Annotated in this window: 29 protein-coding genes; 25 read left to right on the forward strand and 4 right to left on the reverse strand. The window is 52.8% G+C overall.

Translation table 11 applies throughout. The features are described 5' to 3' along the window. Positions 1 to 2 precede the first annotated feature (2 nt). Positions 3 to 689: a glutathione S-transferase family protein gene (locus LOZ86_RS08540; protein WP_039513768.1), complete on the reverse strand. Its 687-nt coding sequence runs from the start codon at positions 687 to 689 to the stop codon at positions 3 to 5. Positions 690 to 1082: 393 nt separating this feature from the next. Between LOZ86_RS08540 and bglX the strand changes: the two genes are divergently transcribed. Together bglX and idi are read left to right on the forward strand one after the other, a co-directional pair. Beyond that, entirely contained in the window at positions 1083 to 3389 is a 2307-nt protein-coding gene (bglX, locus tag LOZ86_RS08545) for a beta-glucosidase BglX (protein WP_039480139.1), read from the forward strand. A gap of 105 nt (positions 3390 to 3494) precedes the next feature. After that, positions 3495 to 4034: an isopentenyl-diphosphate Delta-isomerase gene (gene idi, locus LOZ86_RS08550; RefSeq protein ID WP_039513769.1), complete on the forward strand. Its 540-nt coding sequence runs from the start codon at positions 3495 to 3497 to the stop codon at positions 4032 to 4034. A gap of 153 nt (positions 4035 to 4187) precedes the next feature. Here idi and LOZ86_RS08555 read toward each other — a convergent pair whose 3' ends face one another. The 3 genes from LOZ86_RS08555 to LOZ86_RS08565 form a co-directional block, all read right to left on the reverse strand. Then, positions 4188 to 4295 (reverse strand): membrane protein, encoded by a 108-nt coding sequence (locus LOZ86_RS08555; protein WP_039480143.1) that lies wholly within the window; start codon positions 4293 to 4295, stop codon positions 4188 to 4190. Positions 4296 to 4401: 106 nt separating this feature from the next. Next, complete coding sequence (locus tag LOZ86_RS08560) at positions 4402 to 5049, reverse strand: LysE family translocator (RefSeq protein WP_039480144.1); 648 nt, start codon at positions 5047 to 5049, stop codon at positions 4402 to 4404. 52 nt (positions 5050 to 5101) lie between these two features. Further along, on the reverse strand, positions 5102 to 5947 hold the full coding sequence (locus LOZ86_RS08565) for a helix-turn-helix domain-containing protein (RefSeq protein ID WP_039480146.1): 846 nt from the start codon (positions 5945 to 5947) through the stop codon (positions 5102 to 5104). Positions 5948 to 6096: 149 nt separating this feature from the next. Between LOZ86_RS08565 and dinG the strand changes: the two genes are divergently transcribed. From dinG to LOZ86_RS08675, 23 genes are all read left to right on the forward strand, one after another. Next, positions 6097 to 8196, forward strand: coding sequence for an ATP-dependent DNA helicase DinG (gene dinG / locus LOZ86_RS08570; RefSeq protein ID WP_039480148.1), 2100 nt, complete (start codon positions 6097 to 6099; stop codon positions 8194 to 8196). A 520-nt stretch (positions 8197 to 8716) separates the two neighbouring features. Then, on the forward strand, positions 8717 to 10129 hold the full coding sequence (locus LOZ86_RS08575) for a serralysin family metalloprotease (RefSeq protein ID WP_039513770.1): 1413 nt from the start codon (positions 8717 to 8719) through the stop codon (positions 10127 to 10129). 103 nt (positions 10130 to 10232) lie between these two features. Next, complete coding sequence (locus LOZ86_RS08580) at positions 10233 to 10544, forward strand: protease inhibitor Inh/omp19 family protein (RefSeq protein WP_039513773.1); 312 nt, start codon at positions 10233 to 10235, stop codon at positions 10542 to 10544. A 17-nt stretch (positions 10545 to 10561) separates the two neighbouring features. Then, complete coding sequence (locus LOZ86_RS08585) at positions 10562 to 12289, forward strand: type I secretion system permease/ATPase (RefSeq protein WP_039513774.1); 1728 nt, start codon at positions 10562 to 10564, stop codon at positions 12287 to 12289. 27 nt (positions 12290 to 12316) lie between these two features. Further along, a complete protein-coding gene (locus LOZ86_RS08590; protein ID WP_039273062.1) occupies positions 12317 to 13645 on the forward strand; it encodes an HlyD family type I secretion periplasmic adaptor subunit in 1329 nt (442 codons plus the stop codon). Between the two features lie 2 nt (positions 13646 to 13647). Then, positions 13648 to 14985, forward strand: a complete 1338-nt coding sequence (locus LOZ86_RS08595; protein WP_230243072.1) for a TolC family outer membrane protein — start codon at positions 13648 to 13650, stop codon at positions 14983 to 14985. A 268-nt stretch (positions 14986 to 15253) separates the two neighbouring features. Beyond that, positions 15254 to 15583 carry a putative holin gene (locus LOZ86_RS08600; protein ID WP_039273066.1) on the forward strand — a complete coding sequence of 110 codons (330 nt, stop codon included), beginning with the start codon at positions 15254 to 15256 and terminating at the stop codon, positions 15581 to 15583. A gap of 1 nt (position 15584) precedes the next feature. Next, positions 15585 to 16196, forward strand: a complete 612-nt coding sequence (locus tag LOZ86_RS08605) for a transglycosylase SLT domain-containing protein (protein ID WP_039273067.1) — start codon at positions 15585 to 15587, stop codon at positions 16194 to 16196. Further along, positions 16186 to 16860: a hypothetical protein gene (locus tag LOZ86_RS08610; RefSeq protein ID WP_230243073.1), complete on the forward strand. Its 675-nt coding sequence runs from the start codon at positions 16186 to 16188 to the stop codon at positions 16858 to 16860. Before LOZ86_RS08605 ends, LOZ86_RS08610 begins: the two co-directional genes overlap by 11 nt. Beyond that, positions 16850 to 17179 (forward strand): hypothetical protein, encoded by a 330-nt coding sequence (locus tag LOZ86_RS08615; protein WP_010294923.1) that lies wholly within the window; start codon positions 16850 to 16852, stop codon positions 17177 to 17179. The genes LOZ86_RS08610 and LOZ86_RS08615 overlap by 11 nt, the downstream gene beginning before the upstream one ends. Beyond that, entirely contained in the window at positions 17172 to 17483 is a 312-nt protein-coding gene (locus LOZ86_RS08620; RefSeq protein ID WP_103941275.1) for a hypothetical protein, read from the forward strand. The genes LOZ86_RS08615 and LOZ86_RS08620 overlap by 8 nt, the downstream gene beginning before the upstream one ends. Before the next feature lie 263 nt (positions 17484 to 17746). Continuing rightward, complete coding sequence (locus tag LOZ86_RS08625) at positions 17747 to 18214, forward strand: Gp37 family protein (RefSeq protein ID WP_230243074.1); 468 nt, start codon at positions 17747 to 17749, stop codon at positions 18212 to 18214. Continuing rightward, complete coding sequence (locus tag LOZ86_RS08630; protein WP_010281040.1) at positions 18211 to 18408, forward strand: hypothetical protein; 198 nt, start codon at positions 18211 to 18213, stop codon at positions 18406 to 18408. Before LOZ86_RS08625 ends, LOZ86_RS08630 begins: the two co-directional genes overlap by 4 nt. Next, positions 18398 to 19825 (forward strand): phage tail sheath subtilisin-like domain-containing protein, encoded by a 1428-nt coding sequence (locus LOZ86_RS08635; protein WP_230243075.1) that lies wholly within the window; start codon positions 18398 to 18400, stop codon positions 19823 to 19825. Before LOZ86_RS08630 ends, LOZ86_RS08635 begins: the two co-directional genes overlap by 11 nt. Further along, positions 19825 to 20349, forward strand: coding sequence for a phage major tail tube protein (locus LOZ86_RS08640; RefSeq protein ID WP_225586214.1), 525 nt, complete (start codon positions 19825 to 19827; stop codon positions 20347 to 20349). The genes LOZ86_RS08635 and LOZ86_RS08640 overlap by 1 nt, the downstream gene beginning before the upstream one ends. A 56-nt stretch (positions 20350 to 20405) precedes the next feature. Continuing rightward, a complete protein-coding gene (locus LOZ86_RS08645; RefSeq protein ID WP_103160571.1) occupies positions 20406 to 20702 on the forward strand; it encodes a 2Fe-2S iron-sulfur cluster-binding protein in 297 nt (98 codons plus the stop codon). A gap of 139 nt (positions 20703 to 20841) precedes the next feature. Continuing rightward, positions 20842 to 21162, forward strand: a complete 321-nt coding sequence (locus LOZ86_RS08650) for a phage tail assembly protein (protein WP_111778405.1) — start codon at positions 20842 to 20844, stop codon at positions 21160 to 21162. Continuing rightward, positions 21107 to 21250, forward strand: coding sequence for a GpE family phage tail protein (locus LOZ86_RS21405; protein ID WP_094431851.1), 144 nt, complete (start codon positions 21107 to 21109; stop codon positions 21248 to 21250). The genes LOZ86_RS08650 and LOZ86_RS21405 overlap by 56 nt, the downstream gene beginning before the upstream one ends. Positions 21251 to 21473: 223 nt before the next feature. Continuing rightward, the gene (locus LOZ86_RS08655; RefSeq protein ID WP_039480155.1) at positions 21474 to 24005 is read left to right on the forward strand and encodes a phage tail tape measure protein; all 2532 of its coding nucleotides are present in this window, start codon (positions 21474 to 21476) and stop codon (positions 24003 to 24005) included. Further along, on the forward strand, positions 24005 to 24934 hold the full coding sequence (locus LOZ86_RS08660; RefSeq protein ID WP_039480157.1) for a phage tail protein: 930 nt from the start codon (positions 24005 to 24007) through the stop codon (positions 24932 to 24934). The genes LOZ86_RS08655 and LOZ86_RS08660 overlap by 1 nt, the downstream gene beginning before the upstream one ends. After that, on the forward strand, positions 24924 to 25136 hold the full coding sequence (locus LOZ86_RS08665) for a tail protein X (RefSeq protein ID WP_014914964.1): 213 nt from the start codon (positions 24924 to 24926) through the stop codon (positions 25134 to 25136). Before LOZ86_RS08660 ends, LOZ86_RS08665 begins: the two co-directional genes overlap by 11 nt. Next, positions 25124 to 26284 (forward strand): phage late control D family protein, encoded by a 1161-nt coding sequence (locus tag LOZ86_RS08670; RefSeq protein WP_039480159.1) that lies wholly within the window; start codon positions 25124 to 25126, stop codon positions 26282 to 26284. The genes LOZ86_RS08665 and LOZ86_RS08670 overlap by 13 nt, the downstream gene beginning before the upstream one ends. Next, the gene (locus tag LOZ86_RS08675) at positions 26281 to 26862 is read left to right on the forward strand and encodes a phage baseplate assembly protein V (RefSeq protein WP_039273096.1); all 582 of its coding nucleotides are present in this window, start codon (positions 26281 to 26283) and stop codon (positions 26860 to 26862) included. Before LOZ86_RS08670 ends, LOZ86_RS08675 begins: the two co-directional genes overlap by 4 nt. Positions 26863 to 26895: the final 33 nt, after the last annotated feature.

Raw genomic sequence — 26895 nt, forward strand, 5'->3', positions numbered from 1 at the left:
TGTCACGCTCGAGCGCGAAAATCCTCTATCACTTCACCCGCTTTTTTCACTTCGTCATCATGCGCAGCTTCACGCCAGGTTTCCGCTAACGCATCCTGTAGCCAACGCTGCATGGCAGGCTGTGCTAACAGATGCTCACAATAGGCAGTGGCTTCCGGCGAAACGGGAAGTTGATAGGTTTTGATACGGAAGACAACCGGCGCAAAGAAGGCGTCCACGGCCGAAAACTGTTCTCCTGCCAGAAACGGTCCGCCAAAGCGCGTTAGTCCTTCCTGCCACAGTTCGCAGGTGCGGTTAATATCGTTACTGAGGGCAGGCGATATCTCATTCATTTTAACGCGCACGCCGCAACTCATGGAGCAGATATTACGCAGCTCGGTAAAGCCAGAATGCATTTCGGCAGCGGCACAGCGTGCCCAGGCGCGGGTTTTGGCATCAGCAGGCCAGACGCCGGGATGTTGTTCAGCCAGATATTCGGTAATCGCCAACGAATCCCAGACGGTGGTTTCGCCATCGATCAGGCAGGGAACTTTTGCCGTCGGCGAAAAGGCCTTAAAGGTCGGCTGTGACATGCCCGGCGCAAAGGCAACCAGTTTCTCTTCGAAAGGAATCGACAGTGCTTTCAACAGCACCCACGGACGCAGTGACCAAGAGGAATAGTTTTTATTGGCGATATACAGCTGATACATGTCTGATGCTCCTTGTGTTAACGAAGCCTTAGCATTAGCACGAAAGGTAGGAGAAATCATCCTCCTCTCCGTGGCTCGTCTATCGGTTTTGCGCATTGCTGTCAGGATGATGGTGCAAACTGAATGTGGGGAATGTGAGTTTTGCGTATCGTTTAGCATTATTCTTGCAGTTTTTATTAAATGAAACCTCAACAAATGCACTATATTACGCGCTGTGCATTTGAGTGCGTCGGTGCGGCAACCACTATCGGGAAGCCTTATTCGCTTAAGGCAGGAGAAGGTGTTTTTCGCCTTGTCAGAGAAGGGATGTGACCGTCGGAATCTTCAACCTGTCTTGTGCTTCAGCGCGCTGTTCTGACTCTGACGCCTGGATTGACTGGGTCTTTATAACGAATGAAATGGCTTACTTCACTGACTATAGCAATTGGACTTGCCTGTAATCCGGCGTTTGCGCAGGAGCTGACGTCTGCGCCTGCCTCAATATCGCCTTCACATCAACAACGTGATGCGTTTGTCACGGATCTGCTGAAGAAAATGACGTTGGAAGAGAAAATCGGCCAGCTCCGATTAATCAGCGTCGGGACGGATAACCCGAAAGAAGCCATTCGGGAAATGATCAGAAACGGCCAGGTTGGCGCGATTTTTAATACAGTGACCCGTCCAGATATCCGTGAGATGCAAGATCAGGTGATGCAGCTCAGCCGCCTGAAGATCCCGCTGTTTTTCGCCTACGATGTGGTGCATGGTCAGCGCACGATTTTCCCTATCGCGCTGGGGCTGGCTTCCAGTTGGGATATGGACGCGATTGCGAAAAGTGCGCGCGTAGCGGCGTATGAAGCGACGGAAGACGGCCTGAACATGACTTGGGCGCCGATGGTGGATATCACCCGCGATCCACGCTGGGGTCGTGTGTCAGAAGGCTTCGGTGAAGATACCTGGCTGACCAGCAAAATTGCCGGTGTGGTAGTCAAATCCTTTCAGGGCGATGACGTAACCGGACGCCACTCGCTGATGACCAGCGTAAAACACTACGCGCTCTACGGTGCGGTGGAAGGTGGACGTGACTATAACACCGTGGACATGAGCCCTCAGCGCATGTTCCAGGACTATATGCCGCCTTACAAAGCGGCGATTGACGCGGGCAGCAGCGGCGTGATGGTCGCGCTGAACTCAATCAACGGTACGCCAGCTACTTCCAACAGTTGGTTGCTGAAAGACGTTCTGCGCGATCAGTGGAATTTCAAAGGCATTACCATTACCGATCACGGCGCGATTAAAGAACTGATTAAGCACGGCGTGGCCAGCGATCCGCGTGATGCATCGCGTCTGGCGATTAAATCTGGTATCGGCATGAGCATGAGCGACGAGTATTTCGTGCGCTATCTGCCTGAGCTGGTGAAAAGCGGGGCGGTGAGCGTGCAGGAGATTGACGATGCCAGCCGTCAGGTTCTGAACGTGAAATATGATATGGGGCTGTTTGAAGATCCGTATCGTCATTTGGGGTCAGTCGGTTCCGATCCGGTAGATACTAACGCGGAAAGTCGCTTACACCGTCTGGATGCGCGTGACGTGGCGCGTAAGAGTCTGGTGCTGTTGAAAAACCGCCTGCAAACGCTGCCGTTGAAGAAAGAAGGCACGATTGCCGTTGTGGGGCCATTGGCTGACAGCCAGCGCGATACGATGGGAAGCTGGTCTGCTGCGGGCGTCACGAAACAGACGATTACCGTTTATCAGGGCCTGAAGAATGCTGTCGGCGATAAAGCCACCATTCTCTATGCTAAAGGTGCCAACGTCAGTAATCACAAGGGCATTATCGATTTCCTGAATCAGTATGAAGATGCCGTTCAGGTGGATCAACGTCCTCCGCAGGTGATGATCGATGAAGCGGTAGCAGCAGCGAAGAAGGCGGATGTCGTCGTCGCGGTTGTTGGTGAAGCGGCCGGGATGGCGCACGAAGCGTCCAGCCGTTCGAACATCGACCTGCCACAAGGCCAGCGTGACCTGATTGCCGCGCTGAAAGCCACGGGTAAACCGCTGGTTCTGGTGCTAATGAACGGACGCCCTCTGGCGCTGGTGCGTGAAGATCAGCAGGCTGATGCGTTACTGGAAACCTGGTTCAGCGGTACGGAAGGTGGCAATGCGATCGCCGATGTGCTGTTTGGTGACTATAACCCGTCTGGCAAGTTGCCGATGTCATTCCCGCGTTCCGTCGGCCAGATCCCGATTTATTACAATCACCTGCCGTCCGGCCGCCCTTACACGCCGGAAAATCCAGGCAAATATACCTCTCACTACTACGATGAGGCCAACGGGCCGCTCTATCCGTTCGGTTACGGCCTGAGCTACACCACGTTTAGCGTGTCAGACGTGCGTTTGTCCAGCCAGACGATGAAGCGTAACGGCACGATCACCGCCAGCGTAACGGTGAAAAACACCGGCAGCCGCGCAGGGGAAACGGTAGTCCAGCTGTATCTCCATGATGTGGTGGCTTCCATCAGCCGTCCGCTGAAAGAACTGCGTGGTTTTGAGAAAGTGATGCTACAGCCGGGAGAATCCCGCACGGTCACCTTCACGCTCGATCAGGACGCGCTGAAGTTCTACAATGCCCGCATGCAGCAGGTGGTGGAACCCGGTAAGTTCAATGTAATGATTGGTCTGGATTCACAGCGTGTGAAGAGCGATAGCTTCACCCTGCTATAATGATGTTTGTCTCGCCGCCGGGAATACAATACTGGCGGCGAGACGAATTGTGATGACCGTAATACAGTGTAATTGTCGGAGAATCAGGGATTGCAGGAGAAAGGTATGCCGTTGACTGAAGTGGTGCTGGTTGATGAAAATGACAGGCCAACGGGCGTAATGGAAAAGCAGGAAGCGCATGTAAAAGGAGCATTACATCGTGCGATTACCGTCTATGTTTTCAACTCTCGCCAGCAGTTGTTATTGCAGCAGCGCGCAGAGGAGAAATATCACAGCGGCGGTTTATGGAGTAACACCTGCTGTAGTCACCCTGCGCCCGGTGAAGAGACGTTGCAGGCAGCACATCGCCGCTTGTATGAGGAAATGGGGTTACGCTGTGCGCTGACGCCGATGTTTACGCTGACCTATCGTTTGCCGCTGGATAACGGGCTGATTGAACATGAACTGGGGCATGTGTATTTTGGCGTGACGGACGATGTGCCGCAGATAAATCCCGATGAAGTGTCGAACTATGTATACCAGTCGATAGACGAGATTGCCCAGCAGATGGTGGCGACGCCCGAACAGTTTACAGCCTGGTTCCAACTGACCTTCGCACGTATTCCTGAGTACTGGCAGACGTTTCAGTCAGAGCAATCATCTTAGTTAAAACAATCACATTAGTTAAAACAGTCGCATTAGTTAAAAAATCACGTTAGCTCGAACAACCACGTTAATTGCCGTGTTTCCGTGTGGCACCGTTCGTGCGTTAGTGTATTGGTGCCGTAAGAATAGAGTGCGCACGGCGGGCCGAAAGCCTCAGCCCGAGTGCACGATAATAATGTAACCCACCAGCATCATGCCGGAGATGCCACCTAAGGCAAGCAGGGCAAAGAGACTGATAATACCGATTTTTTTAAGAGTCATCAGGTTATCCTTTTGTTAATTGCCCCGAATTATAAAGCCTTCCGCCCATGAAACAAGGCTAAAACGTTCCGCGCTTTTTAACTGCCCTTCATTACCGAAATAACAATTACCGAAATAACAGCAGTAGACCGAAAAACATCAGAATGACACCGGCTCCGCGTTCAATCGGGTTAAGCCAGCGGGTTAAACGCTGCTGAATCAGCGGGCGAGCGATCAGCGCGGCGATCAACAGATCCCACACCAGAACGACAGAAAACATCCAGCTACCGCTGACGACTTGCTGCGTAGGTGTCACATGTTGCCCAAGAATACTGGTCATCAGACTGATGTAGAACAGCATGTTTTTGGGGTTCAACAGCGCCGAGCCAAGTCCCAGCAGGACTTGTTTACGCAGCGTTGGGCAGCGTTCGGACTGCTGTTCCGCCCGTAGCGATAGCACAGAACGACTTTTCACTAACTGATAGCCAACCCAGAGCAGATAAGCGGCACCGGCTAATTCGATGAGGGTAAACAGCGTGGGCGAATGTTGAATGCCTGCCCAGCCGATTGCCGCCAGCAGAATATAAACGCCGTTGCCCAGCGCGATGCCCAGACAAATTCCCGCACTGCCGCGCAGCCGGTAGCGAATGGCGTAGGCTGTCAGCAGAAAGAAGTCTGGGCCAGGGCTCAGTAGCGCCACAAAATGCGCCAGCGCCAGAGCAGGAAAGTGAGTGGGAAAGAGAGAATCGGCGGAAAAAAGGGTGCTGATAAACATGATATTTCTGACCTCGATAAGTAATCGAGGTCAGTCTAGACAAGGTGTTCGGCTATTTATTGTCAAATATTGATCGCGCGTACTGACCCGGTGTCGCGGCGGTGTATTGCACAAACGTTTTGTGAAAATGGCTTTGATCGCAGAAGCCGCTTTGATAGCTGGCATCAACCAGTGGCGTGCCCTGTTTCAGCAGCGATTTGGCATACTCAATGCGGGCATTATTCAGGAATGCCATCGGTGTAATGCCGGTATCGTGACGAAACTGTCGCACGATGGTTTCACGTCGCAGGTTCAGTTCCTCCGCCAGCGTTTCCAGCGAGGGTGACTCTTGTAAATTATTCAGCAGACGTTCGCGTACGTGTCGCGTCGTGGTTTGCGAAGCATGATGGGGTAAGGCGGGTAAACAGGATGGCGCAGGCTGGCAATATTGTCGCCAAATGGGTTCGAGCATCGCTTTGAGCTGATTATCTGCCGCTGTCATGTCTCCCCGATACAGCAGGGCAACCACGTGCTGATAACGTATAAACAGGGCGGGATCGCGCAGAATAACGCGGTTGCAATGCAAGGTCTCCGCCTGATAACCACAGTGAGCTGCGATCTGATCGAGACACCATACGGTATCCAGATAAAGCATGTGATAACTGCGTGTTTTTCCGGGAAGTGGATTACAGCTGTGCGGCTGTTGAGGATCGATGAAGATCAGATCGCCAACCTGTAAGTGATAGGTTTCGTTGCGGTAATGGCAAAGCGTTTCGCCGTGTTCTATCGCGCCAATCGAAAATTGTGCATGGCTGTGTGTTTTATAGGCGTGGCTGCTGTGACGCGTGCTGCGGCTTTCAACATGCGGTAGTCGTGGCGAAAACCAGTACGATTGGTTAATGGCGTGGACTGAAGACATAACTTACCGCTCGTGACAAATAGGGGGCTTAACCCTAATCGCTGGGCAGACGATTGTCGAGGTCGGAATGGTCACGAACGTGATATCGGCTGACGTCGCCGGGCGTCTGTGGGACAATGGCGGCCAGATTACCCAGATACAGAGTATGCATGACGCTGTCCCCCGCAATAAAATTGCAGATTGGTCAATGGTATAAGGCCCTGCAAGAGCAAATCCCGGATTTTATTTCCCGCGTTCCCCAGCGACAGATGATTGCCGAAGTGGCGAAAACGCTAGCGGGTGATTACCCGCGCCATTTGGCTATTGAAGCGCCAACCGGCGTCGGGAAAACGCTTTCTTACCTGATTCCGGGTATTGCGGTAGGGCGTGCGGAGGACAAAACGCTGGTGGTCAGCACCGCGAATGTGGCGTTGCAGGATCAGATTTACAGCAAAGATTTGCCACTGTTGCAGAAGTTTATTCCCGAACTGAAATTCACCGCTGCATTTGGCCGCCGTCGTTATATTTGCCCACGTAATTTGGCGATGCTGGCAACCGATCCCGATGCGCAGGGGGATTTACCGCTCTTTCTGGATGATGAACTGATGTCCGCCAGCAAGGAGGAAAAACGTACCTGTGTGCGGCTTGAAAAAGCGCTGCAAGGTCATGCCTGGGATGGGCTGCGCGATCATTATCAAGATTCAATTGACGATAGCCTGTGGCAGAAATTGTGTACGGACAAAGCGAACTGTCTCGCGCACAACTGTCATTATTACCGCGAGTGCCCGTTCTTTATCGCCCGGCGTGAGATCGAGCAGGCCGATGTTGTCGTCACCAACCATGCGCTGGTGATGGCGGCGATGGAAAGCGAATCGGTACTTCCTCCTCCTAAGAATCTCCTGCTGGTGCTCGACGAAGGCCACCATATCCCCGACGTTGCCCGTGATACGTTGGAGATGTCTGGCGACATTCATCCGGCGTATATGATGGCGCAACTGGAACAGCTGGTACAGCTTATCGGCCAGTGCATGGCGCAATTTGCCCCTAAGTCACCGCCGCGACTCGCTAACAGCGAGCGGTTAACCAGCCACTGTGAGGAGATCCGCGAGTGCGTGCTGTCTTTCTCGAAAATGTGCGGGCTGTTTCTTCCGCATGACGGGCAGGAAACCGAATACCGTTTTGCGATGGGCAAAATGCCGGATGAAATGCGTGAACTCTGCGTGCGGTTGTTCAAACTGACGGACACGCTGCGGGCGCTGGTGGAGTATATGCTTAACGATCTCAGCGAGAAAACCGGCAAGCATGACGTGGTGCGGGTCTATCAGGCATTACTGAAAATGAGTCGTCAACAGGGCTATCTTGAAGCGCTGAGTAAACTGTGGCGATTGGCAGCGATGGAGAAATCATCGAACGCACCGGTCTCCAAATGGATCACGCGGGAAATGCGCGATAACCAGCCGCATCTTCACCTGCACTGTGCGGGCATTCGCGTCTGCGATCAGCTTGAAAGGCTGCTGTGGGGGAAGGTATCGCACGTTGTGATGACCTCGGCAACGCTGCGCTCGCTGAACAGTTTTTCTCGTATACAGGAGCTTTCTGGCCTGAGCGAGCAGGAAGGGGACACCTTCATCGCGCTGGATTCGCCGTTCAACCACCGCGAGCAGGGGCGTCTGGTGATTCCCAAAATGCGTTATGAACCGCTGATGGAATCTGAAGCGCAGCATATTGCTGAAATGGCGCAATTTTTCCGAGCAGAGCTAAAACAGGATAAGCATAAAGGGATGTTGATGCTGTTTGCCAGCCAGCGTGCGATGCAGTTCTTTCTGACGCAGGTGACCGATTTACGCCTGATGCTGCTGGTTCAGGGAGATAAGCCGCGCTACAGGCTGGTCGAGCTACATCGTCAGCGGGTACAGGAAGGCCAGACCAGCGTGCTGATTGGTTTGCAGTCCTTTGCGGAAGGGTTGGATCTGAAAGGGGAGCTCCTTACTCAGGTGCATATCCATAAAATTGCGTTTCCGCCTATCGATAGCCCGGTCATTCTGACGGAAGGCGAATGGTTAAAAAGCCTCAAACGGCATCCGTTTATCGTACAAAGTTTGCCCAGCGCCTCGTTTAACCTCATCCAGCAGGTTGGACGCCTTATTCGTAGCCATGACTGCTTTGGTGAAATCGTCATTTACGATCGTCGCCTGTTGACTAAAGGCTATGGCGCACAGCTGCTGGCGGCGCTGCCCGTCTTCCCGATTGAACAACGGGATATGCCATAACAAATTCTTCTATATCAGTCCCCCGAATAAGGGGGTAATTAGTCCCTATTTAGCGCTATATTTTTTTATTCTTATTTGTTAGATTTGTCTCGGAACAGCAAGGATGCCGTTAATACGTGTGACAAAGTATGTCATTACGTGGCGCGGTTTTATCAACCAAGGACAGGAACCGTGATGAAAATTAACGCAGTGAATAACAATTCCTTCCTTTTCAAAAATGAATGCCGCTTGGCATCCGTTTCTCTTGCTGTCTATCTCAATACCAATAATAAAAATTAGTCACCGTGACTTTATTATTTATCATTTGATAATAACGAAAATAATTGTCGTTTTTTCTTAATTATTTCCTTATAGAGATAATTTTTATTTATATGTGTTTTTTGGATATAAATATTTTTAGTGAGCGTTATCTACCCAGGAGACGATTAGACCGCGGCCACACGCGGTACATGCAATACCGCTATTGCATGAAGGGATTTAGGATTCTGATCATCCCGATCAGACTTATGGAGAAGAAAAGATGGCTTTACGAGATTTACAAGATGAAGACACGGTAACATCCGCATTGGATGCGACTGGTACGGGATTGAACGATGTGGCTCCACTGTTTTATAACCATGTTCGTGGTGGTGATGTCGTTTTGTCGGGTAAACCTTCTTTCACCAGCGAAGAGGCTGGCTGGGAAATTGTCCGCGACGGTCTGACCTGGAATGGCACGAACGTATTCGGTAAATCCGCTAATTTGACCTATTCGTTCTTACAGAACGTGCGGTCTATCCCTTCTGGCGATCAGGGTTTTGTGAAATTCAGCGCAGCTCAGGAACAACAAGCTAAGCTGTCTCTACAATCGTGGTCAGATGTCGCTAATATCACGTTTACTCAGGTTAGCCCTACCCAAAAAGCCACCATCACGTTCGGTAACTACACCCGTGATTCAAGTGGCCGGATGGACTACGATACTCAGGCTTACGCCTATATGCCGGGTAACCATTCGGCAGCGGGCTCGACTTGGTATAACTACAACGCTGACACGGTGCGTGACCCAACGACGGAGTATGGCAAGCAGACGCTGACACATGAAATCGGCCATGCACTGGGGCTGAATCACCCTGGTGATTACAATGCGGGTGAAGGTAACCCGACCTACAACGATGTGACTTATGCGGAAGATACACGTCAATATAGCCTGATGAGCTACTGGAGTGAGCACAATACCGGTGGTGACTTCAAGGGGCACTATGCTGCTGGTCCGTTGATTGATGATATCGCAGCGATTCAACTGCTGTACGGTGCGAATATGAACACGCGTACTGGTGATACGGTATACGGTTTCAATTCCAACACTGGCCGTGACTTCTATACCACCAACAGCAATAGCCAGAAACTGATCTTCTCCGTCTGGGATGCCGGCGGTAACGATACGTTTGATTTCTCTGGTTACAGAGACAATCAGACTATCGATCTGAATGAAGGTCGTTTTTCTGATGTTGGTGGCCTGAAAGGTAACGTGTCTATTGCTCATGGCGTCACAATTGAAAACGCGATTGGCGGCTCTGGCAACGATATTATTATCGGCAACAGCGCGGATAATATTTTGCAAGGTGGTGCTGGTGCCGATACGTTGACGGGGGGGGCTGGCAGCGATACTTTCGTCTACACCAAAGCGAGCGATTCTTCATTGAAGCTCGGGAACGATACGATTACTGACTTTGAGCGCGGTATCGACAAAATCGATCTGTCTGCACTGAATACTAAAGGTGATTTGCAGTTTGTTGAAAATTATTTCACTGGCCGTGGTACAGAAGTGATTCTCAACTGGGACGAAAGTAGCAATATCAGCAAGTTGTGGATGCATTTTGAAGGGCAAAGCACCACCGATTTTTTGATCGAAATCGTTGGGCGTCCATCTGTTGAAACGGATTTTATTGTGTAAGTTAATAAGGACGGGGAAACCCGTCCTTTTCTGTTATCGACTTGGGGCCACTATGAAAAAGTTAATCATCGCGGCGCTGTTAAGTGCAATAAGCGGAGGATGTATGGCGAGTAGTTTGAAGTTGCCTTCAGCAAGTGAGCTAAGCGGCGTATGGCAATTGCGTGGCGGGGAACAGCAGTGTGAGGTTGTGCTGCACAATACGCCGTTAGTGGATAACACCTGGCGTCTTGAGGGTGATGCGCCGTGTTTAAACGCGCTGCTATCTGATGTGCCAGCGGGCTGGAGGCCTACGCCGGACGGTATCACGCTGACGAAAGAACAGGGTCAATCCGTGGCGTTCTTTAGCAAGGAAAAAGAGGGCTATACGCTGATATTGCCTGATGGCAGTACGCGTACGTTGCATAAACAGCCCTGACAGGAGAGGCAAACGCAGTGAGTCAACTAGCAAATAAGGAACGTTCGTTGTTGAGTATACTGCGTCCTTTCCGGCGCAGCTTTTGGAGCATTGGGATTTTCAGCGCCATCGTTAATCTACTGATGCTGTCGCCTTCGATTTATATGCTGCAGGTTTACGATCGTGTACTGGCTTCGGGAAATGGCACCACGTTGCTGATGCTCACTCTGCTGATTGCCGGCCTGGGGATATTCATGGCGGCACTCGAATGGGTGCGAAGTCTGGTGGTCGTGAGACTCGGTACCCGTATCGACCTACAGCTGAATCAACAGGTTTTCAACGCCGCATTTGAGCGCAATCTGGAGGCCGGTGAGGCCAAAGCGGGTCAGGCGCTGAACGATCTCACGCTACTGCGGCAGTTTATTACGGGCAACTCACTGTTTGCCTTCTTCGATATTCCCTGGTTTCCCTTCTTTTTACTGGTGCTGTTCCTGATCCATCCGGTTCTCGGCTTTCTGGCGCTGGGAGGAACTGTGGTGCTGGTGCTGCTGGCATGGCTGAATCAGTATCTCACCACGTCGCCTTTGGAAGAGGCAAACCATGAAGCGCTACAGGCAACCCATCTTGCAGATACGCAATTGCGTAATGCCGAAGTCATTGAATCAATGGGAATGCTGCCTAATCTGCGCCGCCGTTGGCTGGGGCAACACTACCGTTTTATTACGCTGCAAAATCTGGCAAGTGAACGGGCCGCGGTTGTCGGGGCCGCATCAAAACATGCGCGTATTTTTCTGCAATCGCTGATGCTCGGCGTGGGGGCCATGTTAGCGATTAAAGGCGAAATCACACCAGGGATGATGATTGCGGGATCGATTCTTGTCGGGCGCGTATTGAGCCCTATCGATCAGTTTATCGGTATTTGGAAACCGCTGAGCAGCGCGCGGCAAGCCTGGTATCGACTCAGCCGGATCATGACGGCTTATCCGCCCAAAGCGGAGGCGATGGCGCTGCCCGCACCGGTTGGCCAGCTTAGCGTCGAGAATGTGTTATTGCAGACGCCGCAAGGGGCATCACGATTGCAGGATATCCATTTCTCGCTTCAGGCGGGAGAAACGCTGGCGATTCTGGGCGCATCGGGTTCAGGGAAGTCGACGCTGGCACGTCTGTTGGTTGCGACGCAAGCACCGACGCGTGGCAAGGTTCGACTGGATGGGGCCGATCTCAGTCAGGTAGATAAAACGGCGTTTGGCCCAGCAATGGGCTACCTGCCACAGGATGTGCAGCTCTTTAAAGGCACGCTGGCGGAGAATATTTCCCGCTTTGGCGAGCATGACGCGGAAAAGATTGTCGCGGCGGCGAAGCTGGCTGGCGTCCACGAAATGATTCTTAGCCAGCCGCAGGGATATGACACGCCTCTTGGCGCTGACGGCAACGGGCTGTCGGGCGGACAGCGGCAGCGTATTGCTCTGGCGCGTGCGGTGTATGGCGATCCCTGCCTGCTGGTACTCGATGAACCGAACTCCAGCCTCGATAACGAAGGTGAAATGGCATTGGCGCAGGCGATCTCGCATCTTCAGAAGCGGGGAGCGACGGTGGTACTGATTACGCATCGTCCCGCATTAACCACGCTGGCGCATAAAATTCTGGTGCTCAATCAGGGTAAGCAACAGCGCTTTGGGCCAGCGCGCGACATTCTGAACGAATTGCAGCCGCGTCGTGCCGCCAATCAAGCACAAATGACACCTGCTGCCGCTGTCCAGCCGTAACAGGGAATGACGAATACAGGGAAAGACATGTCCGCATCAGAAATAAGTGAAGAGAGTATGAACCAGACGGCGCGACGCGATGAAAAACGTGCTGTGCGTCTGGGATGGTTGCTTGTGCTCGCTGGGTTCGGCGGTTTTCTTCTGTGGGCACTGTTTGCACCGTTGGATAAGGGCGTCATGGTGAATGGTAGCGTCGTGATTTCCGGCAACCGTAAGGTTGTGCAGCACAATCAGGGCGGCATCGTCGATAAAATCCAGGTGAAAGACGGTGACAGGGTCGAAGCTGGTCAGGTTCTGCTCACGCTGAATGAGGTTGATGCGCGTTCAGCGAGTGAAGGACTGGATGGTCAGTATTTGCAGTTGGTCGCGCGGGAAGGCCGGCTGCTTGCTGAGCAGCAGCGCCTGAGTGACATGGTAATAACGCCTCGCCTGCAACCGCTAGCGGAAAAGCCGGAGATGCGCGTGATTACGGCATTACAGCGTGATTTACTGCACAGCCGTCAGCAGTCGCTTAAGCTTGAGGCAGAAGGAATGCGCTCGAGTATCGCGGGGATGGAGGCGTCACTCAGCGCCCAGCGTCAGGTGATGTCCAGTAAGCAGAAACAGCGGGAGACGCTGGAACAACAGCTGCAAGGGCTGCGTTCACTGGCGGCGGAAAATTATGTGCCGCGCAACAAAATGCTGGAGAACGAACGTTTGCTGGCGCAGCTTAACGGCGATATCGCCCAGCTGGCGGGGGATATTAACCGTACCCGTCGTGATATTGAACAACAAACGCTGCTGATCGCCCAGCGCCAGCAGGAATACGACAAAGAAGTGAACAGCGAGCTGGCGGACGTGCGGGCGCTGCTGAGCGATGTGGGCAGCAAGAAGGAAAAAGCTGATTTCAATCTGGCGAATATCCAGATGCGCGCACCGGTTTCTGGCACGGTGGTTGGGCTGAAAGTGTTTACGGAAGGCGGTGTGATTGCGCCGGGTCAGACGCTTCTGGAGATCGTACCGGACGATCAGCCTTTATTCGTGGATGCGCGTCTTCCCGTTGAGCTGGTAGATAAAGTCTGGCCGGGATTACCCGTTGAACTTCAGTTCGTCGCGTTTAACCAGAGCACGACACCGCGCGTGGCGGGGACGGTCGAGCTGTTGTCCGCCGACCGCCTGCTGGATGAGCGAGACGGTTCACCTTATTACAGCCTGCGTGTTCAGGTGGATGAGGCTGGGAAACGTGCGCTGGAGGGGCTGGAAGTCAAGCCCGGCATGCCGGTACAAGGGTTTGTTCGTACCGGAGAGCGGTCGTTCGTCAATTATCTCTTTAAGCCTTTAATGGATCGCCTGCATCTGGCATTAACGGAAGAATAATCATGCAAAGGATCGCGATAATCGTGTTGTTTGGGCTGCTTTCTTCGGGGGCCAACGCATTAGGGCTGCTTGATGCCTGGGAATTGGCGCTGCGTAACGACGCCCAGTTTCGCGCGGCGGGGTTTGAGCATGCGGCAGGTCAGGAAGAGGAGACAATTGGGCGCGCCAATCTGCTTCCCAATCTCCAGTATGGCTATAACGCTAACCGCAGCCATTCCAAAGTCACCCAAACTGATAGCTTCACGGGTAACACGCTAAAACGCGATTATGATAGCTACACGTCAACGCTATCGCTGCGCCAGCCGCTGCTGGACTATGCGGCCTGGGCACGTTATCAGCAGGGCGTTGCCCGCACGCTGATGGCCGATCAGCGTTTTCGCGATCGCAGTCAGGATTTGATGGTGCGATTATATCAAGCTTGGAGTAATGCGCTGCTGGCACAGGAAAAGCTGCAGTTGCTGGATGCGCAGCAGCGGGCGTATCAGGAACAGCTGGCGCTGAATAAACGTCTGCTGCTGGCGGGCGAAGGCACGCTAACGGATGTGCGGGAAACGGAGGCGCGTTTTACGCTGATCGAGGCGCAGCGTATTGAGCAGCAGGACAATCTGGATGCTGCGATCACCGATCTGGAAAATATGACGGGGACGGCGCTGGATATCACGACGCTGTATCCCATGACGCTGACTCAACTGCCGTCTGCGGAATCAGGTAAGCAGACGCTGGCGCAGTGGCGCGATCTTGCCGTGCAGCACAATGCCAAACTGGCGACGCAGCGTGAAGGGCTAGCGGTCAGCCGCTATGAAATCGAACGTAGCCGTGCCGGGCATTTACCCACGCTGTCGCTGGTCGCATCGTCCCGTAACAGCCGTTCGGAAAGTGAATACAACTACAACCAGAAATACGACACGCAGAGCGTCGGTTTGCAACTGAATATCCCGCTTTACGCTGGTGGTTCCGTCTCGGCATCCATGCGGCAGGCGGCAGCGGAATATCAGCAAAGCCAGGCGGAGCTGGACGATCAAACCAAGAAAACGTTGGCGGAATTGAAAAAGTACTACAACCTGTACAATAACGGGTCGGCGAAAATTAAGGCCTGGCAAATGACGGCCTCGTCGGCGCAAGAAGCGGTCAACGCCACGCGGCTGAGTGTTGCAGGCGGAGAACGTATCAATCTGGATATTTTGCTGGCCGAACAGGATTGGTATAATGCCCGACGAGAGCTGGCAGAGGCGAAATACAGCTGGCTTCAGGCATGGCTGTTACTGCGCTATACCGCGGGTACGCTGAACGAGAAAGATATTCTGGAACTGGCGGCCTGGTTTCAGCCTGCAACAACGTAACTAGCCAACAATAAGACCATTCGCCAATAACAAGACTATCAAAAACTAAAACAGATGATAAAAATCATATACGGATAATCGGCTATGATTTTTATCAGCAGAGAAGTCTACGCACGTGTAACGTGAAGTATGAAAAGTAGAAATGCATGACGAATAGAAGGGTTCGATTTTATGTGATATCGCGCCTCAGTAATACTTAAACTCCTTTAAAATCATAAAACCCCCGCATTTTGCATAATGGCCTCCATTCTTATCAGGAGGCTTTATCGTGAAAAAAATCAAAAAACCGCGTCTTACCGGCTGGATTGTGACATCCGCTTTGCTCTTTGCTGTTATCGGGCTGATTTCACCGCAACAGCTTCCCGTCACCGTCTATAAGCTCTCGCTTATCTCACTCGCTGCGGTATTAGGTTATTGGCTGGATCGCTCGCTGTTTCCTAAAGCGCGCCCTGGTTTGTTCCTCGAACAAGGTGATGAACCTGTACCGCGTGGACGTTTCCCCGTTCGGGACGGCCACCACACCGTATTTGCTGCCTCGATGTTACGACGTGCGCTGATTGTGTCAGCCGTTTGCATCGGCGTAGCGATGGGGTTGTGATATGCGACACTTTCTCATCACGCTGCTTGTTAGCCCGATGCTTTTTAGCGCGACGGTCTGCGCCGACACGATCCCTCGTGCCGCGCAGGCGTACCGCAGTGATGTGATCCGCAGCGCACGGCTGGATTGGGGCATGAATGCCCCGATTGCTGACTTTGCGGCGCAGTTGCATCAGGAAAGCGGCTGGAATCCTCGGGCCGTTTCACCCGTCGGTGCGCAGGGGCTGGCACAGTTTATGCCGACCACCGCCGACTGGTTTAGCAGTATTGTCCCTGAACTTCGCGCCAATCAACCGTTTAATCCTGCCTGGGCTATCCGTGCCCTGACGGGCTACGATCGCTGGCTGTGGACGCGAATCAGCGCCAGCAACGACTGCGAACGTATGGCAATGACCTTGTCGTCCTACAATGGCGGGCTTGGCTGGTTACAGCGTGATAAGCAACGCGCGAAGATCGCCGAGAAGGACATACTCCGCTGGTTCGATCATGTGGAAACCGTCAATGCCGGACGCAGTGCCGCCAACTGGCGTGAAAACCGCCATTACCCCGATCGTATTTTGCATCAGTTGGCGCCACGGTATTTGAGCTGGGGGAGGGCGAGCTGTGTGGAATAGTCTGTTTATCAATAGTCTGAAATCCTTTCTTTCGCCACGTATGGTCGCCGTCCTGCTTGTCGTTGTGTTGCTACTCGCGGTCTATCTGACCGGTCGTAATCAGGGTTATCAACTGGCGCAGGCACTGGGGGATGCCGCGCTGGCGAAACAGCAGGCGGCATTCAATTTGCTACAGCAACAGCAGGTCGAAACCCAGAACCAGCTATTACGCGCGGCGGCGGAGCAATACCAGCAACAGGTAGAGCGTGGAAATCAACTCGAACAGCGCTATGTTGCAGCGCGTCAAAAACTGTCGGCGGATAACGCCGCTCTGCAACGGAAAATTGACCATGTTACTCAGCAATACATTGACGAAAAAGGCAAAGTTCAGCCTGTGCAGTGCGTGTTTACTCGTGGCTTCGTGCAGCACTACAACGCCGCTTTCGGTCTGTCCGCCAACAGTGCTTCAGACACTACCGCCGCTACCCGCCGCACTGGCGCAGCGTCCGGTGCCAGCGCAACCGCTGACGCCGAATTACAACGTTCAGGCGTCTCCCAGCGCGATATTCTCGCCAACATCAGCGACAACGGAGAGCGCTATCAAGCACTGAGTGCGCAGGTTAACGCGCTGCTGGATTACATCGAAGCGTTACAACAGGCAGGGGAGGTAACACGTGAAGATTGAAGTGGAATTCTGGTCGTTGGTCGGCCTGTTGTTGTCGTTTATGAGCTTCCTGTTTGCCGCCGGGCGGATTTTGCTCACGCAGATTGAAAAACGGCTGAACGAGCGTTTCGCCGCCCTGGAGAATGCTCGCCAGAAGAGCGAGCAGGGATGGACGCGGCTGGAGCGTGAGTTTCTGGAATTCCGCGCCGATTTACCGCTGGTTTATGTACGACGTGAGGATTACATCCGTGGTCAGACGGTCATCGAAGCCAAACTGGATGCGCTTTATAACAAGCTGGAATTGGTGCAGCAGCGCTATTCGGGAGGCAATCATGGCTGATACGCAGCGTATCCGACAGGAATCGATGCGTTGGCACTTGCTCATCGCATTAAATAAAACGCGGCCTTACACCGCGAATGAAATGTTCCTGCTAGCGCTGATGCAGCGGCTGTATGCCGATGCTTCAGAGCCGGAGCTGCGTCATGCACTGGATTATCTGGCCGATCGCAAGATGGCCGTATTGACCAAAGAGGTAGGCGGCGTCTGGTTGGCGAATCTTACCCGCCTTGGTATAGATGTCGTGGAATATGCGGTTGATTGTATGGTTGGCATCGCTCGGCCGGAAAAATATTGGGATCGGTAATCCCATTGCATTGGTTTCTTTTCTGTCTTTGCACGTTATCGATATTGTCATATTCCTTTACGCCAGCACGGTTGTGTTGGCGTTTTTTTTATCGAAATAATTTTTTATTTTTCAGTCTATTAGGTTTTTTTTATCAAATAAATCACTTCGCTGTTTTTTCTAAAACAGATTAAAAGCCGCAGCCAACCCTTATCCGGATACTAGCGCCATCAACACGATGCGCCACCAAAATAGTGTGCCATCAACACAGCGGGTGAACGGATATGAATACCAGACCAATTATCGATGCGGTGATAGCCCGCCTCCAGCAGCAATTACCGGAACGGCGGATTGCGTCCTGTCCAGAAAACATTCTGATCGGGCCAGACCTTCTGACTGTTGGCGATGTGCTGGTGGGGTATCGCGGTTCCGAATTTTCCGCACCGGAAGATGTGGATTCTCCGGTTCAGACGCAGCGACCACAGCTGATGGTTGCCGTGCTGTTACCGGAGCTGGATGGCGAAGACGGCGTACTGGCCACACTCGATACCGTCCGTCAGGCGCTGGGAGGATACCGACTGCCTGACTGTCATCGCGGTATTCGGCTAGTACGTGACCGTTACGTTGGTCACACCGAAGGACGCTGGCATTACGCCATCGATTGCACCACAGAAACCCTTTTTATCGAAGACCGCGAGCAGACGGATGGTCCGCTGCTTACCACGGTTAATTATGAGGAGAAAGACGCATGAAATACCGCTACACCGGCCCCGCCAGCGGCGTCACGCTGGCAGATGGTCAGGAAATTCTGCTTTGGCCCGCTCAGGTGACTGAACTGCCAGCAGATCATGAGTATGTGAAAACGCTGATCGCGCTGGGCTATTTGCTGCCTGTCGCGGATCAGGTTCTGGCTGATAGCGCAACGGAGGTGACCCTTGGCCGCTAATTATTTGCATGGTGTAGAAACAATTGAAGTTGAAACCGGTGCTCGTCCGGTGAAAACCGTCAAATCCGCGGTGATTGGGCTGATTGGTACGGCGCCGCAGGGTGCGGTAAATGACGTCACGCTGTGCCTGTCCGAAAAAGACGCAGCGCAGTTTGGTAGCCAGTTCGGCGGCTATACCATCCCGCAGGCGCTGGATGCAATTTACGATCATGGTGCGGGTACGGTTCTGGTCATCAACGTGCTGGATCCGGCCAAACACAAATCGTCTGTGAGCGCAGAAAAAGTCACGTTTGACAAAGCGACTGGCACGGCACAGCTGGTAAACCGTGTGGTTGCCAAGCTGGTACTGACGGCGGCAGAAGGCGGCCAGCCGTTTATCGAAGGTCAGGACTATACGCTGGATGCGCAAACCGGCGTCCTGAAAAATCTGGGTAAAAATATTGATGTTGCGGCTGTGGTCAGCGCGTCTTATGACTTTGCTGATGTCTCGAAAGTGACCGCCGCTGACATCATCGGCAGCATCAACGCCGCGGGAAAACGCACTGGTATGAAGCTGCTGAACGATACCTACAACCTGTACGGCTTCTTTGCCAAGATTCTGATTTCGCCGGTGTTCTGTACGCAAAATAGCGTAACGACCGAGCTGATTTCGCTGGCTGACAAACTGGGCGCGATTGCCTATATCGATGCGCCAATCGGTACCACCTTTGCGCAGGCGTTGAGCGGCCGTGGCCCGGAAGGCACGATCAACTTCAACACCAGCTCTGAACGCGCTCGTCTGTGCTATCCGCACGTAAAAGTGTACGACGCGGAAACCAACAGCGAACGTCTGGAGCCGCTGTCGGCGCGTGCCGCCGGTCTGCGTGCCAAAGTCGATCTGGAGAAAGGTTTCTGGTGGTCGTCGTCCAATCAGGAAATCAAAGGGATCACCGGCGTAGAGCGCCAGCTGTCCGCGATGATTGACGATCCGCAGAGTGAAGTGAACCTGCTGAACGAGCAGGGCATCAGCACCATTTTCAACAGCTATGGTTCCGGCCTGCGCCTGTGGGGCAATCGCACCGCTGCCTGGCCAACCGTGACGCATATGAAGAACTTCGAAAACGTGCGTCGTACTGGCGATGTGATTAACGAATCCATCCGCTATTTCAGTCAGCAGTACATCGATATGCCGATCAATCAGGCGCTGATCGATGCGCTGGTGGAATCCGTCAACGCCTACGGTCGCAAGCTGATCGGGGACGGCGCACTGCTGGGCTTCAAATGCTGGTTTGATGCCGCGCGTAACGAACAAACCGAACTGGCGGCAGGGCACCTGTTGCTTAACTACAAATTCACTCCGCCGCCGCCGCTTGAGCGTCTGACCTTTGAGACGGAGATCACCTCGGAATACCTGGTAACGCTGGAGGGCACTAACTGATGGCCGGGAAAATTGAAGTAAACCGTATTACCAACGCCAACATCTATATCAACGGCACCAACCTGCTGGGGCGTGCGCAGGAAATCAAGCTGCCGGATGTCTCCATGATTATGCAGGAGCACAAGGCGCTGGGCATGGTCGGCAAGATCGAACTGCCTGCGGGCTTCGATAAGCTGGAAGGCGAGATCAAATGGAACTCCTTCTACCGTGAAGCGATGCTGGCGGCGGCGAATCCGTACCAATCGTTGGCACTGCAGTGTCGCTCCAGCGTGGAACGCTACGGCTCTCAAGGTCGTATCGAAGAAGTGCCGTTGGTGACGTACATGACCATCATGTTCAAAAAGAATCCGCTGGGCACGTTCAAGCAGCACGAAAACCCAGATTTTAGCAGCGCGTTCAGCTGTACCTACATCAAGCAGGTGATGAACGGTGAAGACCTGCTGGAGCTGGATTACCTGTCCAACATCTTCATGGTAGGCGGCGTGGATCAACTGAACAGCTACCGCGCTAATATCGGCGGTTAATTTATCTTCCAAGCCCGCCAGTGGGGCGGGTTTTGCTATCAATCAGTGAGGTGACTATGTCAGCAAAAGTATTTGATATTATCGACTTGGAAAATAATATTCATTTCCAGTGCCGTGAGGATGTTTACATTTTGGATGCAGCAGAAGAAGCCAGTATTTCTCTGCCGTATTCCGGCCGAGCTGGATCAGACTCGTCATCTGTGGCTCGATTGATCTCTGGTCAGGTTGATCAGAGCGATGGTTCATTTTTAGATGATAACCAGAAGGCCGCGGGGTTTTTTCTGACAGATACCTCTTACCCACTAAGCGACTGTTTTGTTCGCTTTTTTGCAGAAGAAGAGTTGCGACGTTAATTACCTATGTTTGCGTTATCGTAATGAAAGGGGCTTCGGCCCCTTTCTTATGCCTGCGCCTTTCTTTTTCTAATTCACTTTAAAATCGTTATTCCTCGCCGCACGCGATACTGCTCCCGACATTTACTAAGGAGCCGTTATGCACACTGAAACCTATTCTCTGCAATTCCCTTACACCACCTCTGCTGGTCAACGCATGGAGTCCATTTCGCTCAAGCGTCTGAAAGTCAAAGACATTAAAGCGGTGAAAAAAATCAGCGATGACCCAAGCAACTGGGATGACGCGCTGCTGTCGCGCATGACCGGTCTGGTGCCGGAAGACATCGATGAGATGGACGCACAGGACTACATGGCGCTGCAAAAACGATTTCAGCAGCTACTTGGGTTGGATAACGCAGCCGGCGCTGCTGTGGAAAGCGCAAGCCCTGCTGGCGAGGTGGTTTCGCTTTCAGCCGAGTGAGATTGATGCGCTGGAACTGGATGACTTTGAACGCTGGCTGGATGAAGCCAGTGAACAGATAAAACGTGAGAACGGTGAGGAAGACTGATTACTGACAGGATTAATTAGCCCACTATCCACCCTAACCCGGCCAGCGATAAGGACGCTGGCCGTTTTCTCCCTCACCACCTGTCTTCTTCTCCCGTTTATCACCCGTCCTTTTCCTCGTTTTATCCCCTGTTTGTGATGGGGAAACCAAACTGGAGCGGCGCGAGCCGCCGTCTCCGATCCGCCCCGCAGGGGGCTTTTCTGAATGAGAGTGAACCGTGGATATGCTTTTAAACGGCGTCATGCTGGGCAGGACGTTTGGCGCCACGCTGGATGACACAAAAAAATCGCTGCAGTCACTTAGTGATAGCCTCAAGCAAGCTCAGGAACGGCAGCGGCAGTTTAATCAGTCGCTGGAGCGCTTTGGCGCTATTAGCACGCAAATTGTGTCTCAGTTAAACCAATCGCTGGAGCGTTTCGGTGCGGTTTGCACACAAACCGTATCCCAATTAAATCAGTCGCGGCTTGAACTGGAAATCAATCAGGAGCGGCTAGCGAGCAGTCAGCCACGTCAGGAAGCGCTACGTGAGAACCATACCGAACGCACCGAAAGCTTCCAGGAAATAAAGGAGACATTTGGTTCGGTGATGGCACCTATTGTGGCGTCGGTCACACGCTATGCGTCATTTGAGGCGCAATTGCGTGATATCCGCGTTGCACATGGGATGTCGAGCGAGCAAGAAAAAGAGATGGGGCAGCGCCTGCGTCAATATTCTCAACAGGTGAACCAAACGCCGGATGCGTTGCTCAGCAGTGCCGGAAAGCTGCTTGATAACGGGATGTCGCAGCAGCAGGCAACGGATGTTGCGGCAGTGTTGGGGAAAACCTCAACGGCATCCGGCGCGGCGTTGTCCGATCTTACCGCGCTCACGACCATGCTTGATGACAAGTTTAACCTGAAAGGCGCGAAGGCACTGGAGGAATCCTTCTCTCGCATGTTGGCGGGCACTAAACAGGGTTTCTCCATGGCATCGATGACGCAATATGCAACCGAGCTGGCTCCAGGATTTACGGCGATGGGGGCGACGGGTAATCAGGCGCTGAGCCAATTGGTTTCCAGTCTGAGTGCGACAAAAGGTGCGGATACGGAAGCGGACACGGCTGCTCGGCTGGGGAGCTTTATGAATGCCATGGGGCGAACGGACATTGCCGACAGCTACTACAACGCGGGCATGGATTATAACGCGTCACTGAAAAGCCACATGAAAGGTGGGTATTCACAGTACGACGCTTCGGTTCTGGTTGGTACTGAGCTTATCGACAGTAAAGGTAGCCAATTCAGGAAACAGTGGGACATGGCCAGCAATACGGGAAATGTGGGGGCGCAGCAAAATTTAATGCAGCGTTATGGATTGCAGGAGGTGTTCCACACGCCAGAAGCCGTCAATCATGCGCTGTCGATGAAACAAAACTGGGCGAGCTATCAAGCTAACCAGCAGGTGATGAACAGCCCCGCCGCAACCCAAACGTTGAATATCGATTTTGCCCAAAAAAACGACACATTGACCGGACGCTGGCAGAAAATGACAACGTCATTGCTGAATATTGCGCTCAACGTGGGTGAAGCGCTGCTGCCAGTATTGGTTTCCCTGAGTGATGCGCTGATCCCCATTTTGGATCAATTGGTGACCTGGACAGCCGAGAACCCCGAACTGGTTCGCCGCATTGTGGTGACCGTTGCGAGTTTCTTTATGTTCGGAAAAGCGGTGAGTGGCGCGTGGCAGGGGATTAGCACGTTGTTATCTTGGTTTCAGGCATTCAAGGACGGTATTTTACAGATTAAGACGGGCTGGCAATTATTTTCCGCAGGGCTAAGAACAACGGGATTCTTGCAGGGGCTTGGCGCAGCATTGCACTGGCTGGTTGGTGGAGCCGGAACATTAGGGCGCATGCTTGGCGGCGTGTTACGTAGCGGCTTGATGATGGCGGGGCGAGCAGTATTGTCTCTGGGGATTATGCTGATGACGACGCCTGTGGGGTGGGCGATCGCGGCGGCTGCCGCACTAGTTGGAATAGTTGCTTTGGTTTACAAATATCGGGACCAAATCAGTTCATTCTTTAGTCACCACTGGTCTGATATCAGTCAGAAAGCTAAAGCGTTTTGGGCCGATCTCAAAAATGGCACGTCTGGAGGCGTGGCTGGTGTTCTCGGTGTTCTGGTTGACTGGTCGCCATTGGGTACATGGTATTCAAACTGGGTTAAAGGTCTTAATGAGTTAGAAACCAAATGGCCTGCGAGTTTAAGCGGATTAGCCAGCAAAGTTATTGATAAATTTGTGAGCGAGTTTGAAAAAGAATATCCAAAGTTGCAGGCTGTTTTTAACAAAATCGGTGAGTTTATACCCGGTGGTGTTAAAGACTTTCTGGGTATGGGTTCAAAAACGGTGTCTATCGAAGCTGGTGGTCAACCTGTGGCTGCCAGTGCTGTAGCCACGCCAGTTCTAAAACCCACGTCGGTATCTGCACTGTCGCTACAGCCAACACTGCCTGTTGAATCACCTAGCGCTGAGAGCAATGTGTCAACCCCGCAACAGCGTGTTGCACTGACACCAACTGTCGGTGGAGCAAAAGGTAAGTTAGTCACCGCAGCCCCTTCCGAACGTGTTCAGGTTGCTTTCTCACCCACCATTTATCTCAACGGTCAGAAGGCAGCGCCAACGCCTGAAATGACGAAGACGCTGACGCTTAGCATGAATGAACTGGAAAATATGTTGAACAAGCTGCTCACCCAGCGTGAGCGCAGGGGGTATGCCTGATGTTTGCGGTATTAGGAAATATTGAATTTAAAGTGACCGCCTACTGGGACGGCTTCAATACGTCATTCGGCGCAGATTATGCCGAGCATGGCCGCATTGAGGGTAAACCCAGTCTGCAGTTCATCGGTGCGAAGTTGGACGAGATTAATATTAGCCTCGTGTTTCACAAGCAGTACTGTACGCCGGATGTGGAGCTGAAACGGTTGGTTGAGGCGATGCGGGCGCATCAGGCAATGGCGTTAGTCTTCGGCAATGGTGATTATCGTGGCTGGTTTGTGATTACGGCACTGACCTCGACCAGCGAACATACCGACGCGAAGGGCAACGTATTGGCCATGAATGCCGCGCTAACGCTGCGAGAATACATTGGCGATCCGAAGAATCCGCTCAAGCCGCCTGCGATAGAGACCCCTGTTCCTAACGTCAGCGCCATCACCACGGCGGTCCAGAAAGTGAGCAATTTTTCAGCTTCACTACGCACGGCTGTCACGTATGCCAAGAAGGCACAATCTGCCGTTAAGGCGGTGAGAACTACTGTTCAGATTGTAAAACGGATGAAGGACAATCCCGAAACCGCGCTGTTGCAAATTCCCGGACTGCTAACGCAAGTCGGGAATGTATTGACGCCGTTAAGTCAGGTGGTGCCGGCGTTTAAAACAGCGGCAGAGGCCATATCTGATACGGCGGTTCAGGCAGAGAAGATGATGCCTGAAATTACAGCGGTTAATAACGCGGCGAATGAAATGCTGAAGCAGGTCAAGCAAGTTGCCGTCTTGTTGCAGGGCGTCGACAGCAAAAATGTTATCGAGAAGCTGGAAGCCATCAGTAAACATGTTGAGGCCGCGAGCGACACATTTAAAGGCGCTGAACCTGCGATGAGCAAACTGACGGCAGAAATTGTGAAGAGGGTTGAAGCATATGCACCTTGAACATATCACTACACAGGGCGAACGCTGGGATACCTTGTCCTACCTGTATTACGGCGATCCGCTTGGCTATCCGCGGATCATTGCGGCTAACCCGCATGTACCCATCGTACCGCTGTTGCCATCGGGTGTGGTGGTGCTGATTCCGATTATTGAACAGGCAGAGGCCAGTAAAGCGGAGGACACCCCACCATGGCTGCGTTAACGGAAGAACTAACCCTGCTCTCTCCAGCGGTGTCGGAAGTACTGCAACCGGCGTTCACCCTGTGGTATCTGCAAAAGGATATCACCAATGATATCGCACCGTATGTTACCAGCGTGACGTATACCGACAGCATCAAGAATGAATCGGATTCGATCGAGGTCAGCCTCGATGATACCGATGGTCGCTGGATGGGTAAGTGGTATCCCGGCACGGGCGATACATTATCGCTCAAGCTAGGCTATCTCGGTGAAATGCTGTTTGACTGCGGTACTTTCTCGATTGATGAAATTGAGGTTAGCGCACCGCCGAGCGAAGTGATGATTCGCGGCGTCGCGACATCGGTCAATCGTGCATTGCGAACCAAATCAAACTGCGGTTTTGAAGATACGACGTTAGCTGCCATTGCGACGCGCATCGCGAAAAAGCATCAGTTGATGCTCGTAGGGATGATTCAGATCATCAAGATCGATCGCGTTACGCAATATGCGGAAACCGATGTCGCTTTTCTAAAGCGGCTCGCCAGTGAATATGGCTATGCCGTGAAAGTGGTCAGCGACCAGCTGATTTTTTCCCATCTGGCAACGCTGCGCAATCAGGCGTCTGTTCGACAAATTAAGCCAACGGACGTCGCGCGTTTTTCACTGAGCGACACGATCAGCCACGTCTATAAAAACGCCAAGACGAAATATCAGAAAGGGAGTGAAAAGAAACTGATGGTTTGTGAAGCCAACGGTGGCGCGAACGACGAAATGAAGTCTGCTGGTGCTGAGACTAGTGCGGATACGTTGAAAGTTAACGTGCGCGCGGCGGATGCTTCTGGAGCGAGGATGAAAACGGATGCTGCATTGGATGCGCACAACGAAAAGCAACAAAAGGGGTCGATGACATTGATGGGCAGCCCGCAGTTGGCGGCGGGGAATAAAGTTGAGCTGGTGTCGTTCGGCCAACTTTCTGGCCATTGGTTGATCGAATCGGCTCGCCATGTTCTGGAACGTGGCAGTGGTTACACCACGGAGATTGGGTTGATTCGTGGGCCGATTACGGCGGGCAAGCGAAAATCGGAGAGCGGAAAAACGCTGGTGACTTACCACCCGAATGGCAGCCAGACAACACGGACTGTCAGGAGTAAAAAGGAGGTGTTGCCATGAGTTTATCTCGTCGAATTGGCACGATAAGCGCGGTGGATGAGGCTCGCGTAATGGTGCGCGTTCGTCTACCAGAGTGTGACAATCTGCGTACGGCCTGGCTGCCGGTATTACAGCGCAATACGCAGAATAATAAGGATTATTGGTTGCCGGATATTGGCGAACAGGTCGAAATTCTGCTGGATGGCAACGGCGAGGACGGCTTGGTGCTGGGGGCGATTTATTCTGCCGCCGATGTGCCAACGCTGGCAGATAAGGACAAAAGGGCGGTAACGTTCGCTGACGGCGCGCATATTGAATACGATCGCCGGACGCATACGTTAACGATCAACGGCGGCGTGCAGCATATTGCGATTAGCAGCGGTACCGACGTGGTGGTTAACGCTCAGCGTGTCACTATTAATGCGCCAGAAACGAAGGTGACCGGCAAGCTACTGGTGCAAGGGCAACTCACCTACGAGAGCGGAATGTCTGGTTCCGGCGGTGCCAGCCTCAGCGGTGATGTCAGTATCTCCGGCAACGTAAGCGCCAGCGGCAGTGTCATGGATGCCAGCGGCAACTCCAACCACCACTCGCACTAGCGTTTTCCTAAACCGCTTTAATATTCCTTCCTC

This window comes from Pectobacterium parvum (assembly GCF_020971565.1).
Lineage (GTDB): Bacteria > Pseudomonadota > Gammaproteobacteria > Enterobacterales > Enterobacteriaceae > Pectobacterium > Pectobacterium polare.

What these genes read in the sequence shown, in the direction of transcription:
- LOZ86_RS08670 (WP_039480159.1), top strand. Translation starts at nt 25,124, where the DNA reads ATGGCTGCGTTAACGGAAGAACTAACCCTGCTCTCTCCAGCGGTGTCG.
- LOZ86_RS08575 (WP_039513770.1), top strand. Translation starts at nt 8,717, where the DNA reads ATGGCTTTACGAGATTTACAAGATGAAGACACGGTAACATCCGCATTG.
- LOZ86_RS08655 (WP_039480155.1), top strand. Translation starts at nt 21,474, where the DNA reads ATGCTTTTAAACGGCGTCATGCTGGGCAGGACGTTTGGCGCCACGCTG.
- LOZ86_RS08560 (WP_039480144.1), bottom strand. Translation starts at nt 5,049, where the DNA reads ATGTTTATCAGCACCCTTTTTTCCGCCGATTCTCTCTTTCCCACTCAC.
- LOZ86_RS08675 (WP_039273096.1), top strand. Translation starts at nt 26,281, where the DNA reads ATGAGTTTATCTCGTCGAATTGGCACGATAAGCGCGGTGGATGAGGCT.
- LOZ86_RS08665 (WP_014914964.1), top strand. Translation starts at nt 24,924, where the DNA reads ATGCACCTTGAACATATCACTACACAGGGCGAACGCTGGGATACCTTG.
- LOZ86_RS08555 (WP_039480143.1), bottom strand. Translation starts at nt 4,295, where the DNA reads ATGACTCTTAAAAAAATCGGTATTATCAGTCTCTTTGCCCTGCTTGCC.
- LOZ86_RS08580 (WP_039513773.1), top strand. Translation starts at nt 10,233, where the DNA reads ATGGCGAGTAGTTTGAAGTTGCCTTCAGCAAGTGAGCTAAGCGGCGTA.
- LOZ86_RS08590 (WP_039273062.1), top strand. Translation starts at nt 12,317, where the DNA reads ATGTCCGCATCAGAAATAAGTGAAGAGAGTATGAACCAGACGGCGCGA.
- idi (WP_039513769.1), top strand. Translation starts at nt 3,495, where the DNA reads ATGCCGTTGACTGAAGTGGTGCTGGTTGATGAAAATGACAGGCCAACG.
- dinG (WP_039480148.1), top strand. Translation starts at nt 6,097, where the DNA reads ATGACGCTGTCCCCCGCAATAAAATTGCAGATTGGTCAATGGTATAAG.
- LOZ86_RS08595 (WP_230243072.1), top strand. Translation starts at nt 13,648, where the DNA reads ATGCAAAGGATCGCGATAATCGTGTTGTTTGGGCTGCTTTCTTCGGGG.
- LOZ86_RS08620 (WP_103941275.1), top strand. Translation starts at nt 17,172, where the DNA reads ATGGCTGATACGCAGCGTATCCGACAGGAATCGATGCGTTGGCACTTG.
- LOZ86_RS08540 (WP_039513768.1), bottom strand. Translation starts at nt 689, where the DNA reads ATGTATCAGCTGTATATCGCCAATAAAAACTATTCCTCTTGGTCACTG.
- LOZ86_RS08650 (WP_111778405.1), top strand. Translation starts at nt 20,842, where the DNA reads ATGCACACTGAAACCTATTCTCTGCAATTCCCTTACACCACCTCTGCT.
- LOZ86_RS08640 (WP_225586214.1), top strand. Translation starts at nt 19,825, where the DNA reads ATGGCCGGGAAAATTGAAGTAAACCGTATTACCAACGCCAACATCTAT.
- LOZ86_RS08660 (WP_039480157.1), top strand. Translation starts at nt 24,005, where the DNA reads ATGTTTGCGGTATTAGGAAATATTGAATTTAAAGTGACCGCCTACTGG.
- LOZ86_RS08630 (WP_010281040.1), top strand. Translation starts at nt 18,211, where the DNA reads ATGAAATACCGCTACACCGGCCCCGCCAGCGGCGTCACGCTGGCAGAT.
- bglX (WP_039480139.1), top strand. Translation starts at nt 1,083, where the DNA reads ATGAAATGGCTTACTTCACTGACTATAGCAATTGGACTTGCCTGTAAT.
- LOZ86_RS08565 (WP_039480146.1), bottom strand. Translation starts at nt 5,947, where the DNA reads ATGTCTTCAGTCCACGCCATTAACCAATCGTACTGGTTTTCGCCACGA.
- LOZ86_RS08645 (WP_103160571.1), top strand. Translation starts at nt 20,406, where the DNA reads ATGTCAGCAAAAGTATTTGATATTATCGACTTGGAAAATAATATTCAT.
- LOZ86_RS08625 (WP_230243074.1), top strand. Translation starts at nt 17,747, where the DNA reads ATGAATACCAGACCAATTATCGATGCGGTGATAGCCCGCCTCCAGCAG.
- LOZ86_RS08605 (WP_039273067.1), top strand. Translation starts at nt 15,585, where the DNA reads ATGCGACACTTTCTCATCACGCTGCTTGTTAGCCCGATGCTTTTTAGC.